7 protein-coding genes are annotated in these 16857 nt (G+C 60.0%); all 7 read left to right on the forward strand.

What is annotated here, in order from left to right; all coding sequences use genetic code 11:
- The first annotated feature begins 162 nt into the window (after positions 1-162).
- Positions 163-3669 carry a DNA-directed RNA polymerase subunit beta gene (rpoB, locus tag M2368_RS00640; protein ID WP_105657689.1) on the forward strand — a complete coding sequence of 1169 codons (3507 nt, stop codon included), beginning with the start codon at positions 163-165 and terminating at the stop codon, positions 3667-3669.
- Between the two features lie 97 nt (positions 3670-3766).
- On the forward strand, positions 3767-7657 hold the full coding sequence (locus tag M2368_RS00645; protein WP_105657668.1) for a DNA-directed RNA polymerase subunit beta': 3891 nt from the start codon (positions 3767-3769) through the stop codon (positions 7655-7657).
- Between the two features lie 592 nt (positions 7658-8249).
- On the forward strand, positions 8250-8624 hold the full coding sequence (gene rpsL, locus M2368_RS00650; RefSeq protein ID WP_013349694.1) for a 30S ribosomal protein S12: 375 nt from the start codon (positions 8250-8252) through the stop codon (positions 8622-8624).
- Positions 8624-9094: a 30S ribosomal protein S7 gene (gene rpsG, locus M2368_RS00655; protein ID WP_096256908.1), complete on the forward strand. Its 471-nt coding sequence runs from the start codon at positions 8624-8626 to the stop codon at positions 9092-9094. Before rpsL ends, rpsG begins: the two co-directional genes overlap by 1 nt.
- 69 nt (positions 9095-9163) lie before the next feature.
- Positions 9164-11278 (forward strand): elongation factor G, encoded by a 2115-nt coding sequence (fusA, locus tag M2368_RS00660; protein ID WP_105657667.1) that lies wholly within the window; start codon positions 9164-9166, stop codon positions 11276-11278.
- A 242-nt stretch (positions 11279-11520) separates the two neighbouring features.
- The gene (gene tuf, locus M2368_RS00665; protein ID WP_105657666.1) at positions 11521-12711 is read left to right on the forward strand and encodes an elongation factor Tu; all 1191 of its coding nucleotides are present in this window, start codon (positions 11521-11523) and stop codon (positions 12709-12711) included.
- 163 nt (positions 12712-12874) lie between these two features.
- Entirely contained in the window at positions 12875-16612 is a 3738-nt protein-coding gene (locus tag M2368_RS00670) for a hypothetical protein (RefSeq protein ID WP_498723908.1), read from the forward strand.
- The last annotated feature ends 245 nt before the right edge of the window (positions 16613-16857 follow it).

The raw sequence follows: 16857 nt of genomic DNA on the forward strand, positions 1-16857 counted from the left end.
GGATTTTCCTCCGGTAGAGTAGAAATTTGCGCCTTGCTGTTTGCGCGCGCGGCCTTCATATAGCGGTGGGTTCGTGCGGACGAAAAAAGAGGAACTGTCCTATGGCAGGAACCTTAGCACGGTAAGCGTTCGGAAACCTGACGGTCTTTGGAAGGATCCATCTTGGTCGCCTCGAGCAACCCTAACAACCAAACCGCTAGTTCGGCTCGCGATGCTGCATACGCTGGCCGACTTTCTTTTGCAAAGATTCACGAACCCCTTGAAGTGCCTAACCTGCTGGCATTGCAGACCGAGAGCTTTGACCGCCTCGTCGGCAACCAGAACTGGGTAGAGCGCCTGGCCAAGGCAGAAGCCGCTGGTGACTTCAGCGTGCCCAACACCTCGGGCCTGGCAGAAATCTTCGAGGAAATCTCCCCAATCGAGGACTTCCAGGACACCATGTCCTTGAGCTTCTCGGATCCGGAGTTCGCTGATCCTAAGTACTCGATCGCAGAGTGCAAGGACCGCGACGCCACCTACGCGGCACCGCTGTATGTCAAGGCCGAATTCATGAACAATGAAACCGGCGAAATCAAGCAGCAGACCGTGTTCATGGGCGATTTCCCGCTGATGAGCGAAAAGGGCACCTTCATCATCAACGGCACCGAGCGTGTCGTTGTGTCCCAGCTGGTTCGCTCCCCAGGTGCGTACTTCGAGTCCACGCCGGACAAGACCAGTGACAAGACGATCTTCTCGGCACGTATCATCCCATCGCGTGGTGCATGGTTCGAGCTGGAAATCGACAAGCGCGACCAGATCGGCGTACGCCTTGATCGCAAGCGCAAGCAGTCGGTCACCGTCTTGCTCAAGGCCCTTGGCTGGAGCGAAGAGCAGATCCTGTCCGAGTTCGGCCAGTACGATTCGATGCGCGCAACCTTGGAAAAGGACAGCATCAAGGATCAGAACGAAGCCTTGCTGGACATCTACCGCAAGCTGCGTCCAGGCGAGCCTCCTACGGTTGAGGCCGCCCAGGCACTGCTGAAGAACATGTACTTCGAGCCTAAGCGCTACGACCTGGCAAAGGTTGGCCGCTACAAGATCAACCGCAAGCTGGGCGTGGAGACTCCGGTCAACGCCGAGAACGCTTCGGTGCTCTCGCTGGACGACCTGGTAGCGATGATCCGCTACCTCGTTGCGCTGCACGCAGGTGAGAAGACTGTTCAGGGCACCCGCAAGGGCGAGATCGTTGACGTTCCTGTCAACGTCGACGACATCGACCACTTCGGCAACCGCCGCATCCGCGCCGTGGGCGAACTGATCGAGAACCAGGTCCGCACCGGCCTGTCCCGCATGGAGCGTGTTGTGCGCGAGCGCATGACCACCCAGGACGTCGAGGCGATCACCCCGCAGACCCTGATCAACATCCGCCCTGTTGTGGCTGCCATCAAGGAGTTCTTCGGAACCTCGCAGCTTTCGCAGTTCATGGACCAGAACAACCCGCTGGCCGGCCTGACCCACAAGCGCCGCTTGTCGGCTCTGGGCCCGGGCGGCCTGTCCCGTGACCGCGCAGGCATGGAAGTACGAGACGTCCACCCGTCCCACTACGGACGCATGTGCCCAATTGAAACCCCGGAAGGCCCGAACATCGGCCTGATCGGTTCGTTGGCTACCTACGGACGCATCAACTCCTTCGGCTTCATCGAAACCCCGTACCGCCGCGTCGCCAATGGCGTCGTGTCCAACGAGGTCGACTACCTGACCGCCGATGACGAGCTGCAGCACTACATCGCACAGGCCAACGCGCCTCTGGATGAGAACGGCCGCTTCGTTGAAGAGACCGTTCTGGTTCGCGAAAAGGGCGGTGGCGGCGAGCCTGTCATCGTCGATTCCGCTGAAGTGACCTTCATGGACGTTTCGCCGCGCCAGATGGTTTCGGTGGCAACCGCGCTGATTCCATTCCTCGAGCACGACGATGCCAACCGCGCACTGATGGGCGCCAACATGCAGCGCCAGGCTGTGCCGCTGCTGAAGTCCGAGCGTCCGCTGGTGGGTACCGGCATGGAGAAGTTCGCCGCGGTTGACGCCGGCGACTCCGTTGTCGCCGCCAAGCCAGGCGTGGTCACCGAGGTATCTGCTGACCTGGTTGTCGTCATGAACGATGACGGCACCGAGTCGATGTACCCGATCATGAAGTTCGCCCGCTCGAACCAGGGCAACGCCTACAACCAGCGCGTTCGCGTGTCCGAAGGCGACCGCCTGGAATACCAGTCGATCATCGCTGACGGTCCTTCGACCGACTCCGGCGAGCTCTCGCTGGGCAAGAACCTGCTCGTGGCATTCATGTCCTGGGAAGGCTACAACTACGAGGATGCGATCATCCTCTCCCAGCGCATGATCTTCGACGACGTACTCACCTCGATTCACATCGAAGAGCACGAAGTCGATGCCCGCGACACCAAGCTCGGTGCCGAGGAAATCACCCGCGACATCCCGAATGTCTCGGAAGACATCCTCTCCCAGCTCGATGACCGCGGCATCGTCTACATCGGTGCCGAGGTCGAGGCCGGCGACGTGCTGGTAGGCCGTGTCACCCCTAAGGGCGAGACCGAACTGACCCCGGAAGAGCGCCTGCTGCGTGCCATCTTCGGTGAGAAGTCGCGCGAAGTGCGCGACACCTCGCTGAAGGTTCCGCACGGCGAGTCCGGCACCGTCATTGGTGTTCGCATCTTCGACCGCGACAACGACGATGACCTTTCCCCTGGTGTCAACCAGCTGGTCCGCGTCTACGTTGCCCAGAAGCGCAAGATCTCGATCGGCGACAAGCTCGCAGGTCGCCACGGTAACAAGGGTGTCATCTCGCGCATCATGCCGCTGGAAGACATGCCATTCCTGGAAGACGGCACCCCGCTGGATGTCATCCTGAACCCGCTAGGTGTGCCAGGTCGTATGAACGTCGGCCAGGTTATGGAAATCCACCTGGGTTGGGCTGCCAAGCAGGGCTGGAAGATCGAAGGCGAGCCTGAATGGGTCCGCGATCTGCCGAACCTGCCACGCGAGTCCGGTTCCACCACCGTGGCAACCCCGGTCTTCGATGGCGCTTCCGAAGAGGAAATCCGCGGCATCCTGGATTCGACCAGCAAGACCCGTGACGGTGTGCGCCTGATTGGCAACTCCGGCAAGGCGAAGCTGTTCGACGGCCGCTCCGGCGACCCGCTGCCGGATCCGGTTTCCGTGGGCTACATGTACATCTTGAAGCTCCACCACCTGGTGGACGACAAGATCCACGCCCGTTCCACCGGTCCATACTCCATGATCACCCAGCAGCCACTGGGCGGTAAGGCCCAGTTCGGTGGCCAGCGCTTCGGCGAGATGGAAGTTTGGGCACTGGAAGCATACGGTGCCGCTTACACGCTGCAGGAAATCCTGACCATCAAGTCGGATGATATCCACGGCCGCGTGAAGGTCTACGAAGCTATCGTCAAGGGCGAGAACGTTCCAGAGCCTGGTGTTCCAGAATCGTTCAAGGTGCTCATCAAGGAAATGCAGTCGCTGTGCTTGAACGTCGAGGTACTCGGTACCGACGGCAACACTATCGAAATGCGTGAGTCGGACGAGGAATCGTTCCGCGCCGCTGAAGAGCTGGGCATCGACCTTTCACGGTCGGAGCCGAACTCCGTAGAGGAAGTGTAATCTGGCGCCCTGCCTGCAGGACCTGCAGGCAGCGGCGGCAAATTCCCACCCTCATTCGTATCGACTTCAGACACCACAGAAGAGAGAAAAGGACCATATGTCCAGCGATTCCTCATTCGGCCTCATGCGAATCAACCTTGCCACCGCGGATGAAATCCGTGGATGGAGCTACGGCGAGGTCAAGAAGCCGGAAACCATTAACTACCGCACCCTGAAGCCGGAGAAGGACGGTCTTTTCTGCGAAAAGATCTTCGGCCCTTCCCGCGACTGGGAATGCTACTGCGGCAAGTACAAGCGCGTGCGCTTCAAGGGCATCATCTGCGAGCGTTGCGGCGTCGAGGTGACCCGCGCGAACGTACGCCGTGAGCGCATGGGCCACATCGAGCTGGCAGCTCCTGTGACCCACATCTGGTACTTCAAGGGCGTTCCATCGCGCTTGGGCTACCTGCTCGATCTGGCTCCGAAGGACCTCGAAAAGGTCATCTACTTCGCTGCCTACATGATCACCGGTGTCGACGAAGCACGCCGCCACGCCGAAATGCCTAACCTGCAGGCCCAGCACGACCTGGAACTGCGCAACCTTGCGAACAACTCGGAAGCTGACAAGAAGGCTGTTGCAGCCGACCTGGAAGCCGAGCTGGAGCGCATGGAAGCTGACGGCGCCAAGAATGCCGAGCTGAACAAGGCCCGCACCTTGGCCGAGAAGACTGTTCTGCAGATCGACAAGCGCGCCAAGGCCGAAGCCGAGCGCCTGCGTGCGGTCTGGGAGCGCTTCAAGAACCTGAAGGTCGCCGACCTCGAAGGCGACGAAGGCCTGTACCGCACCATGCGTGAGAAGTACGGACTGTTCTTCGAAGGCTCCATGGGTGCAGAAGCTATCCAGAAGCGCCTTGAGAACTTCGATCTGGCGGCTGAAGCTGAAGAGCTGAAGACCATCATCGAAAACGGCAAGGGCCAGAAGAAGGCTCGTGCGCTCAAGCGCCTGAAGGTCGTCAACGCGTTCCTTGTCAACGGCAACTCGCCTAAGGGCATGGTCCTTGACGCCGTTCCGGTGATCCCGCCAGAACTGCGCCCGATGGTCCAGCTCGACGGTGGCCGATTCGCTACCTCGGATCTGAACGACCTGTACCGCCGCGTGATCAACCGCAACAACCGCCTCAAGCGCCTGCTTGATCTCGGTGCGCCAGAGATCATCGTGAACAACGAAAAGCGCATGATGCAGGAAGCTGTTGACTCGCTGTTCGATAACGGCCGTCGTGGCCGTCCGGTGACCGGTCCAGGCAACCGCCCGCTGAAGTCCCTGAGCGACATGCTCAAGGGCAAGCAGGGTCGTTTCCGCCAGAACCTGCTGGGCAAGCGCGTTGACTACTCGGGCCGTTCGGTCATCGTTGTCGGCCCGCAGCTGAAGCTGCACCAGTGCGGTCTGCCAAAGCAGATGGCCCTGGAGCTGTTCAAGCCTTTCGTGATGAAGCGCCTGGTTGACCTCAACCACGCACAGAACATCAAGTCGGCTAAGCGCATGGTCGAGCGTTACCGCCCGCAGGTTTGGGATGTTCTCGAAGAGATCATCACCGAGCACCCGGTACTGCTCAACCGTGCACCTACCCTGCACCGCTTGGGTATCCAGGCCTTCGAACCACAGCTGATCGAAGGCAAGGCCCTGCAGCTGCACCCATTGGTTTGCGGCGCGTTCAACGCTGACTTCGACGGTGACCAGATGGCAGTTCACCTGCCGCTGAGCCCTGAAGCACAGGCTGAAGCCCGTATCTTGATGCTGTCCTCGCACAACATCTTGAAGCCTTCCGATGGCCGCCCAGTGGCACAGCCTTCGCAGGATATGATCATCGGATTGCACCACTTGACCACCAAGCGTGCAACCGAAAAGGGCGCCGGCCGCGTGTTCGCTACCGTATCCGAGGCCATCATGGCCAAGGATCTGGGCGAACTGCACCTGAACGCACCGATCAAGGTCCGCGTGGAGAACTTCGTTCCTTCCGCAGACCAGCCAGCCCCTGAGGGCTGGGAGCCAGGTACCCCGGCATTGCTGGATACCTCGCTTGGCCAGGTGCTGTTCAACGACACCCTGCCTGCGGACTACCCATGGGTAGCCACCGTAGCGGGCAAGGATGCGCTCTCGGAGATCGTCAACGATCTGGCAGAGCGCTACCCGAAGATCATTGCCGCAGCTACCCTGGATAACCTGAAGGACGCCGGTTTCTACTGGTCGACCCGCTCGGGTGTCACCGTGGCGATCTCGGACATTACCTCGAACATGGATAAGGCAGCCATCTTGGCTCCTTACGAGGTAAAGGCCGCCAAGGTCCAGGCTTCCTACGACAAGGGCCTGATTGCAGATACCGAGCGCCGCCAGGACCTGATCGACATCTGGACCAAGGCTACCGACGAGGTTGCCGAGGCAATGAAGAACGGCATGGAAGAGCTGAACACCATTAACCGAATGGTGACTTCCAAGGCTCGTGGTAACTACCTGCAATTGCGTCAGATCGCGGGTATCCGTGGTCTGGTGTCCAACCCTAAGGGTGAAATTATTCCTCGCCCGATCAAGTCTTCCTACCGTGAAGGCCTGTCGGTTCTGGAGTACTTCATCGCGACCCACGGTGCCCGTAAGGGCCTGGCGGATACCGCGCTGAAGACCGCTAACTCGGGTTACCTGACCCGTCGTCTGGTGGACGTTTCGCAGGATGTTATCGTTCGCGAAGAGGACTGCGGCACCAAGCGCGGCTTGACCGTTGCCATTGCAGATAACTCTGCCGGCATCCGCGTCAAGCACGAGACCGTGGAGAACTCGGCATACACCCGTACGCTGGCTACCGACGTCAAGAACGCTGAAGGCACCGTGCTGGCTACCGCCGGTTCGGATGTCGGCGACGTGCTGATCGACGAGCTGTACGCTGCAGGCGTGGATGAAATCCGCGTTCGCTCCGTGCTGACCTGCGACTCGGCTGTTGGAACCTGTGCTCTGTGCTACGGGCGTTCGCTGGCCAGCGGCAAGACCGTGGACATCGGCGAGGCTGTTGGCATTATCGCCGCGCAGTCCATCGGCGAGCCTGGTACCCAGCTGACCATGCGTACCTTCCACACCGGTGGTGTAGCGTCGGCTGACGATATCACCCAGGGTCTGCCTCGTATCCAGGAACTGTTCGAAGCCCGTACCCCTAAGGGTGTGGCTCCGATGTCCGAGGTTGCCGGTCGCGTGTCGATTGAAGACGACGAGAAGCAGCTGCGTGTTGTAGTTACTCCAGACAACGGCGACGAGAAGCAGGCCTACCCGGTTCTGCGCCGTGCTCGCCTGTTGGTTGAAGAGGGCGAAAGCATCGTTGCCGGCACCCAGCTCACCAGCGGTACCTTGGATCCGAAGCAGGTTCTTCGAGTCCTCGGCCCACGTGAGGCACAGAAGTTCCTGGTCCGCGAGGTCCAGGATGTGTACCAGTCCCAGGGTGTAGGCATCCACGATAAGCACGTGGAAGTCATCGTCCGCCAGATGCTGCGCCGCGTCACCGTCATCGAGTCCGGCGAGACCGACTTGCTGCCAGGCGAGTTGGCCGATCGTTCGCGCTTCACCGCTGCGAACCGCAAGGCCGTTTCGGAAGGCCAGCGTCCAGCTGCCGGCCGTGACGAGCTGATGGGCATCACCAAGGCATCGCTGGCCACCGATTCGTGGCTGTCGGCTGCTTCCTTCCAGGAAACCACTCGCGTCCTGACCCAGGCTGCGATGGAAGGCAAGGAAGATCCACTGCGCGGTCTGAAGGAAAACGTGATCATCGGTAAGCTGATCCCGGCCGGTACCGGTCTGGATCGCTACACCCAGGTCAACGTCGAGCCAACCGATGAAGCAAAGGCAACTTTGTTCACCGGCACCTCGGCCTTCTCTTCGGGCCTGTACGACGATGCGCTGGAAGGCGGGCTGTCGCCTGAATTCCGTGCCATCTCGATGGACGACTACGACCACGGCTCGGACTTCCGCTAAACCGGGAGCACTGTCACCGTAAGGTAGTTTGACCCAATGCCTGCCCGCACACTGTGCGGGCAGGCATTGGGCGTTTAACCGCCACAGTTCCCAGTGGTCTGCGTTCCGGGGCCTGCGCGCAACACGGGGTGAAAATAGTAGTCGATGAATCCACTGGGAGATTTAGGAACTAGTATTCGCCTTGATGCGGATCCGCTGGCAAGCCGGCAGCGGACATCCGCGGATTCAGGTGGTTTTCATCTGGCGGTCCCGTGGCGTTCAGCTGGGGTCGATATCGTGGTCACTACCCAAACCGTCTCGATGGCGGCGGGGGCCAAGAGTGGCCTGGTCGGTGAGATAGCTTACTGTACATGGTGGCTCGGTGGATTAATGCTAGACTGAGATCAATTGTTTTATGTGTGGCAAAATGGACTCCGTCCGGGTTGCGGGTAGGTTGCGCAACGAATGCCACACTTTCGCACGCCTAGGGACTTTTGATTCTGAGTGCGCGGTAAAGCAAGCAGCTAGCTACATTGCGAAGCGCTAAAACTTTTCTAGGCTTAGGCGTTTTCGTCGTGTTGCCGAAGAACTTAGACAATGGAAGGACACGAAAGTGCCTACTATTCAGCAGCTGGTCCGCAAGGGCCGCTCGCCTAAGGTCGTCAAGACCAAGGCCCCTGCCCTTAAGGGCAACCCAATGCGCCGTGGCGTGTGCACCCGTGTGTACACCACCACCCCGAAGAAGCCAAACTCGGCTCTGCGTAAGGTCGCACGTGTGCGCCTTGCCGGTGGCGTCGAAGTGACCGCTTACATTCCAGGTGTCGGACACAACCTGCAGGAACACTCCATCGTGCTCGTTCGCGGTGGTCGTGTAAAGGACCTTCCAGGTGTTCGCTACAAGATTGTTCGTGGTGCTCTGGATACCCAGGGTGTGAAGGATCGTAAGCAGGCTCGTTCCCGCTACGGTGCAAAGAAGGATGGTAAGTAATGCCTCGTAAGGGTCCGGCGCCAAAGCGCCCACTAGTTTCTGATCCAGTCTTCGAATCCCCATTGGTCACCCAGCTGATCAACAAGGTTCTCGTAGACGGCAAGAAGTCCACTGCAGAGCGCATTGTTTACGGTGCACTCGAAGGTGCCGCAGCAAAGTCCGGCGCCGACGCTGTTTCGACCCTCAAGAAGGCTATGGACAACATCCGTCCAGCCCTCGAGGTTCGTTCCCGCCGCGTCGGTGGCGCTACCTACCAGGTTCCTGTTGAGGTCAAGCCAGGCCGTGCAACCGCACTGGCTCTGCGCTGGCTGGTTGGCTACTCGAAGGCTCGCCGCGAGAAGACCATGATCGAGCGTTTGATGAACGAGATCCTGGACGCATCGAACGGTCTGGGTGCCGCTGTGAAGCGTCGCGAAGACACTCACAAGATGGCCGAGTCCAACAAGGCCTTCGCACACTACCGCTGGTAAGAACCGCTCGGAAAAGCTGGGCATCAACCGATGCCCAGCAATTCCGGCCTCACCTTATAGGGAGACAACGTGGCACAGGACGTGCTTACTGACCTTAACAAGGTCCGCAATATCGGCATCATGGCTCACATCGATGCCGGTAAGACCACTACTACTGAGCGCATCCTTTTCTACACGGGTGTGAACCACAAGCTCGGTGAAACCCACGACGGTGCTTCGACCACCGACTGGATGGAACAGGAAAAAGAGCGCGGTATCACCATTACCTCCGCTGCTGTTACCTGCTTCTGGAACAAGAACCAGATCAACATCATCGACACCCCGGGCCACGTTGACTTCACCGTTGAGGTGGAGCGCTCGCTGCGCGTGCTCGATGGCGCCGTTGCCGTCTTCGATGGCAAGGAAGGCGTTGAGCCTCAGTCCGAGACCGTTTGGCGCCAGGCTGACAAGTACGACGTTCCACGTATCTGCTTCGTCAACAAGATGGACAAGCTGGGCGCTGACTTCTACTTCACCGTAGATACCATCATCCAGCGCCTTGGTGCCAAGCCGCTGGTTATGCAGCTGCCAATCGGCTCCGAGTCCGAGTTCACCGGTGTCGTTGACCTGCTGTCCATGAAGGCATTCGTTTGGGAAGGCGACTCCAAGGGTGACGTCACCATGGGCGCTGCTTACGAAACCCGCGAAATCCCTGCCGACTTGGTTGAGCGTGCTGAAGAGTACCGCGCCAAGCTGGTTGAAGATGTCGCTGAGGCATCCGAAGAGCTCATGGAGAAGTACCTCGAAGGTGAAGAAATCTCCGTTGAGGAACTCAAGGCTGGCATCCGCAAGCTGACCGTGAACTCGGAAGCTTACCCAGTATTCTGTGGTTCGGCCTTCAAGAACCGCGGCGTTCAGCCAATGCTGGATGCAGTCATCGACTTCCTGCCGAACCCACTGGACGTTGGCGCCACCATCGGTCACGATCCGAAGGACGAAGAAGTTGAGCTGACCCGCGAGCCTTCGGAGGACGCACCGTTCTCGGCACTTGCGTTCAAGATCGCCGCTCACCCGTTCTTCGGCCAGTTGAACTTCATCCGCGTTTACTCCGGCAAGGCAGAGTCCGGCGCACAGCTGCTGAACTCCACCAAGGGCAAGAAGGAACGCGTAGGCAAGCTCTTCCAGATGCACTCCAACAAGGAGAATCCGGTAGACGAGATCCACGCAGGTCACATCTACGCTGTGATCGGCCTGAAGGCCACCACCACCGGTGACACCCTATGTGATCCAGCCCACCCAATCGTTCTCGAATCGATGAGCTTCCCGGATCCAGTGATCTCTGTGGCCATCGAACCAAAGACCAAGGGTGACCAGGAAAAGCTGTCGACCGCTATCCAGAAGCTGTCGGCGGAAGATCCAACCTTCACCGTGTCCCTGAACGAAGACACCGGCCAGACCGTCATTGGCGGTATGGGTGAGCTTCACCTGGACATTCTGGTTGACCGCATGAAGCGCGAATTCCGTGTGGAAGCAAACGTTGGCAAGCCACAGGTTGCATACCGCGAAACCATCAAGAAGGCTGTGGAGAAGGTTGACTTCACCCACAAGAAGCAGACCGGTGGTTCGGGTCAGTTCGCCAAGGTCCAGGTCTCGTTCGAGCCTCTGGAAGTTGTTGACGGCGTCACCTACGAGTTCAAGAACGCCGTGACCGGTGGTCGTGTTCCTCGTGAGTACATCCCATCCGTTGACGCTGGTATCCAGGACGCAATGCAGTACGGTATCCTCGCAGGCTACCCACTGGTCGGTGTCAAGGCTACCCTCATCGATGGTGCTTACCACGATGTCGACTCCTCGGAAATGGCCTTCAAGATCGCTGGTTCGCAGGTATTCAAGGAAGGCGCACGCCGCGCTAACCCTGTTTTGCTTGAACCGCTGATGGCTGTTGAAGTCCGTACCCCGGAAGAGTACATGGGCGACGTTATCGGCGACCTGAACTCCCGTCGTGGTTCGATCAGCGAGATGTCCGACGCTGCTGGCGTCAAGGTCATCCGCGCTGGTGTGCCACTGTCGGAAATGTTCGGTTACATTGGTGACCTGCGTTCGAAGACCCAGGGTCGCGCAGTTTACTCGATGACCTTCGACAGCTACTCTGAGGTCCCGAAGGCAGTTGCCGACGAGATCATCCAGAAGTCCCGCGGCGAGTAATCGTCTCGGTATAAAAACCTGGCCGTGACCCCCTTAGCGGGGAAGTGGCCGATCGCGGGCCGGTTCCGTTGAAAAACGGAGCCGGCACCGCAAACGGCCAACGAGGGATTTGCATCACAATGCAGGCCCCGCAGAGGACCGGAATTTCCTAAATTATCCAAGCCCCCAGTAGACTATTTCTAGTTCGTTTGCGAACCGCGCAGACGAAGAATGTCTTCTGTAAATGTTTCTAGGAGGAACTTGTGGCAAAGGCAAAGTTCGAGCGCAACAAGCCGCACGTCAACATTGGTACCATCGGTCACGTTGACCACGGTAAGACCACTCTGACCGCGGCAATCTCCAAGGTTCTGGCTGACAAGTACCCAGACCTGAACGAACAGCGCGACTTCGCTAACATCGACTCGGCACCGGAAGAGCGCCAGCGCGGTATTACCATCAACATCTCGCACATCGAGTACCAGACCGAGAAGCGCCACTACGCACACGTAGACGCTCCAGGTCACGCTGACTATGTCAAGAACATGATCACCGGTGCTGCTCAGATGGACGGCGCAATCCTCGTTGTTGCCGCTACCGATGGCCCGATGGCTCAGACCCGCGAGCACGTTCTGCTGGCCCGCCAGGTTGGTGTTCCAACCCTGATGGTTGCACTGAACAAGTCGGACATGGTTGATGACGAAGAGCTGCTCGAGCTCGTGGAGATGGAAGTTCGCGAACTTCTGTCCTCGCAGGGCTTCGATGGCGATGACGCTCCAGTGATCCGCGTTTCGGGCCTGAAGGCTCTGGAAGGCGACGCAAAGTGGGTTGCAGCTATCGAGGAACTGATGGATGCAGCTGACAGCTTCATTCCAGACCCAGTTCGCGACCGCGACAAGCCATTCCTGATGCCAATTGAAGACGTCTTCACCATCACCGGCCGCGGTACCGTTGTTACCGGTCGCGCCGAGCGTGGCACCCTGGCTATCAACTCGGAAGTTGAGATTGTTGGCATCCGCCCAATCCAGAAGACTACCGTTACCGGTATCGAGATGTTCCACAAGCAGCTCGACGAAGCATGGGCTGGCGAGAACTGTGGTCTGCTGCTTCGCGGTCTGAAGCGCGACGATGTTGAGCGTGGCCAGGTTATCGTAGCCCCAGGCTCGATCACCCCACACACCAACTTCGAAGCTAACGTCTACATCCTGTCGAAGGACGAAGGCGGACGTCACAACCCGTTCTACTCGAACTACCGTCCGCAGTTCTACTTCCGCACCACCGACGTAACCGGCGTTATCACCCTCCCAGAGGGCACCGAAATGGTTATGCCTGGCGACAACACCGAAATGTCGGTTGAGCTGATCCAGCCAATCGCCATGGAAGAGGGCCTCGGCTTCGCAATTCGCGAAGGCGGCCGCACCGTTGGTTCGGGCAAGGTAACCACCATCACCAAGTAGTCTCTACTTGATGAGGTAGTTCCCTAGTGAACTGAAAAGAATCCCCCAGCACTTTTGTGCTGGGGGATTTTTTTCGTTAAATACGAGCCCCAGCTAGTGAATATATCTAGAAGGTGGTCTAATTGGAGGGCGCGACAATTCGCTAAGTGGGGGAGTGGCATCAATGATGGGCTGGATCATCGTTTCTATCATCTTGGTCCTATTGGCCTTCGGCCTCGGCCGGCGCCAGGGGAGTCGGGATAAATCACAAAGCCAGCAGCAGCTTGATGCGCTGGGCGAAGCGTGGCAGCAAGGCTACGACGAGGCAGTGAAGTACCTGGGGCAACCCGGGCCGCCGGGTGCCTCGGCACCGGCTGCTGCCCAAGCGCCGGGGGTCCCCGCACAGCCGCTCGAAGCGCAGCCTGCAAGCCGCAAAGATGCAGCGCCGGCCGCATCGATGGCACCTTCCAGCCAGCCATACCTCCAGCCAGGGGCGGCCGGTGCTGCCCGCGCGTACCGCGCGCCGCTCCCCACGGCCACCCTCCAGCCTGCTGCACCGGTTAAGCCAATCAAGGTGCTCACCAAACGCGAGCGCGAACTGCGCAACATCAACATCACACTGTACGTCGCGGCCCTGATGATCGTTGCCGCCGGCGCACTCTTCCTGAGCTTCGCGCTTCCGCCACTGTCAAAGCTCATCGCCTTATTCCTGCTGTCTGCCGCTTTCTACGGCGGAGGCCTGGTCACCTTCGCAGTGAAACCGTCCTTGCGTCCGGCAGGAGCCGCCTTTGCCGGCACCGGGCTGGCTTTGTTGCCGCTGTGCGCCATCGCTACCTACAGCACGGTGAACATATCCGGCCCGGCGACCTGGCTGGTTTTCTCAGCCATCGGCACATTAGCCGTAGGCTACGCAACACTGACGTTCAAGTCCCGTGTTCTGGCGTGGGTTGCCGTGCTGATTCTGGTCAGCACCGCCATGGCCGGCGCGGCCGCGATGCAGCGTGGCGTCCTGTACTACATGCTGATCCTGCTGGTGCTCTCTATTGCGCTGATGCTCTTGGCGGTACGCAGCGAAAGGATCCGCCACTCAATCTTCTTCCGGGCCCTGCACGGCACCGCGCAGCTGCTGCCTGCGTTTGTCTTTGCGTTGTCGGTGATCCTCTTGGAGATGCTCGCCAGCCGGGATTTGTTCTGGATCTTCGCGTTGCTCACCGCCCAGTTGCTGCTCAGCGTCAGGCTGCTGCCCAACCTGCGGCTGCTGCGCACCTACGCTGCCCGCGCTGCTTTCATGGCGATGCTCGTGGCCGGCTGCAACTACCTCGGTTTCTCCGCAACGAGCAGCTGGCTGGTGCTCGCCTTCGCCTTCGGGCTCCAAGCCGTAGCGGTATTGCTCTGCTCCACCGGCTACCAGCAGAGGCTGGGATTGGCGCGCAGGCACCTGCAAAGTGAACGTGCGGTGCTGTGGTGCTTAGCGGTGGCTTCGGTGATCGGCGCGTTTCTCTACGCGCAGGGCTTCGAGGCCTTCGTGCTCAGCTACATCGCGGTTCCGATCTTCATGGCGCTGGGCATTCCCGGCTTGCTGCGCAGCGCCAAGCTGGAAGTTGGAGTCATCGCGGTTCTTCCCCTGGTGGCGCTGGTAGATATGCAGAACCACAGTTGGCGCCCGCTGGTGGTATTCGCCCTGGCCCTGCTCGGGCTTTCGCTGGCTCAGCGCAACGCCCGGAACCTGCGCAGGGAAATGACGCTCCATGCGCGCTGGGTCGTTACCCTGGTTGGCGCAGGCGTGCTTGGTGCTGCGCTTGATGAGCTCACGGCTGGGGACTATGGAAATCCTGACGGCTCATCCCCGTTGATTGCGGTGCTCTTCGTGCTGTTCATCTTGTGGGCGGCGAATCTGGCGAGCCGTGCCGTGCTGGATTCCGGCATGGCGCAGGGGCACCGGCTGGGACGGGTGGGCGCTTCGGCTTTGCTTGGCGTGGTGCTGCTCTTCAGCCTGCGCCTGCTGACAATCGCTGGCGACTATTCCTACGCCAGCGAAAGCACCGTGGTGTTCCTGGGTATCGGCGGGCTGGCGTGGTTCATCACTGGCCTTGTGCTCGCAGTTGGCCTGGTCATTGCCTCGGGTTGGCGGCTTCGCGATATTCCTGCACAGCGCCCCGAGCTGGAACAGCCGATCAACGTCGCTGCGGCCTGCCTGCTGATGGGGCTTTATGCGCTCAGCTTCGGCAAGGAGATCTGGCCGCTGGCAATCCTCATCGGGGCGGCAACCTTGGGCTATTTCATCTGGAGCTTGCGCCGCAGCACCAATGCGCGGTGGAAGATCCTCTATGCAGCGTTGGCCCAAGTGCTCTTCAGTTCCATGGTGTGGTGGATTGCCTACAGCATGGAATTCGACATCCACGGCCGGTTCTGCCTGCTGCTGGTTTCGATAGCCGTCCCGCAGCTGCTCCGCTTGCTGGCTAGCATCCGCGACGGCAAAGCACTGCGCCGGGAATTGCGCTGGATGGCAGTGGGACTGCTGGCTGGCATTCCAGTGGCGACGCTGGCCTACGGGCAGTTCGCGGGCGGCATGGATCGGGGAACGATCCTCTTGGCCTGCTTATTCTTCGGGCTGCACGGGCTGGCCGCGTTCAAGGCCGAGACCAGCTTGACGGTGGCCAAGCGACAGCTCTATCTATTTGCCCCGATCCTGGCACTGATCCTGCTGATCAGCATTCCGGCACTGGCCATGGAAGATGCGACCGGATGGGTCCGCTCTACGTGGTGGAGTTCCCAGGTTGCTTGCGCCATGCTGCTGGCCCTGAGCCTGGCGGCACTCGTGCTTGAATGGCGGTTGCGCGCCAACAAGTCGTACTCGATAGCCCTGGGCCTGGCCATCTTCCTTCCGGCGGCGTGGGCCGCCGCGTGGCAGGCGGGGTCGTGGTGGGCAGTGGGTGCGCACCTGCTGCTGGCCCTCGGCTTCATCCTGCTGGTGCACACGCGAAAGAGCGCCTGGTACGCGGCCGGAGCCGCCATCATGCTGTGCGTCGCTATCCTGCGTGCAGTCTTCGAGGTGCGGCAAGCCGGTGGGGCAGTGGTGCTAGCACCGATGGATGCCGCATGGGCGCTGGTTGGCGCGGGCCTCGCGCTGTACCTGCTGGCAATCTTCCACGGGCGAATGAAGGACCCAATTCCCGGCTATCCGGAATTCGGCTACCTTCATGCCGATCCGCCCGGCAGCGCCTCGCGCTTGTACTTCGCGGCAATGCTCCTGGCCCTGTTGCTGGCCGGTGGCATCGCCCATCTGGATGGCGGTGCGATTTGGCAGGTGGCCGGCGGAGCGCTGCTGGTCTTCGGCGTTACGGTGCTGGTGCGGCTCTTTGAACTTCCGCGGCGGCTGGTGCCCTACGCGGTGGACGGCTTCATCCTCGTGGGAGCGCTGCTGGCGCTGGGCAGCTATGCCCAGATCCTTGGCACACCGCGGGCCAGCAACCTGGCGGCCTACGCCTGCATTGTTGCAGTAGTGCTGGTCGCGTGGCGCAATATCAGGGCCAACGCGCGATTGGAGAGGACATACCTGCTGGCCGCCTCGGTGGCCGGCAGCCTGGCCTTGCTCGCCGCACTGGTCCAATCCAATGGTGTTGCGCAGGCGATCGGCCTGGTCTTCTTCGGTGGATTGGTGGCCTGGGGCTTGAAGCTGGGGGAGCGGCTGTTCATTTGGTGGGGTGCGGCGGCTATCACCTTGTCCGTCTTGTGGTTCCTGCGCGATTTGGCATTCCTCTGGCTGGTGGTCATTGGCTTGGGGCTGATTGCGGCCGCGGTCTTCAAGCTGGTGAAGGTCGACAAGCAGAATTCGCTGCCGGTGAGGCCGCAAAACCCTGTTGATCCACCGATCCCCGCGGGGCAGGAGCCGTCCGGGCAGGACGGGCCGCGCCAGGTGTGAGGTCAAGATCACGGGCGCGGATAGGCATAAAAGATTTGCGCGATCGTTGCCGACCTGTCAGACTAGATAAGTTGCTTCAATGCAACCCGGTCCCCATTTATGGGGTAACCGGTCTGGTTTGAACGACCGGGATCGACTCTCACGCAGGATAATGCCTGGGGTTCGGGATCGATACGACTGCTTCAAACTATAAGGCCCTTCGATAAAGTGAAAACTTTGTGGGAGTGTTGTGACTGAAAATTTCA

Source organism: Arthrobacter sp. JUb119 (assembly GCF_024807995.1).
Taxonomy (GTDB): Bacteria; Actinomycetota; Actinomycetes; order Actinomycetales; family Micrococcaceae; genus Glutamicibacter.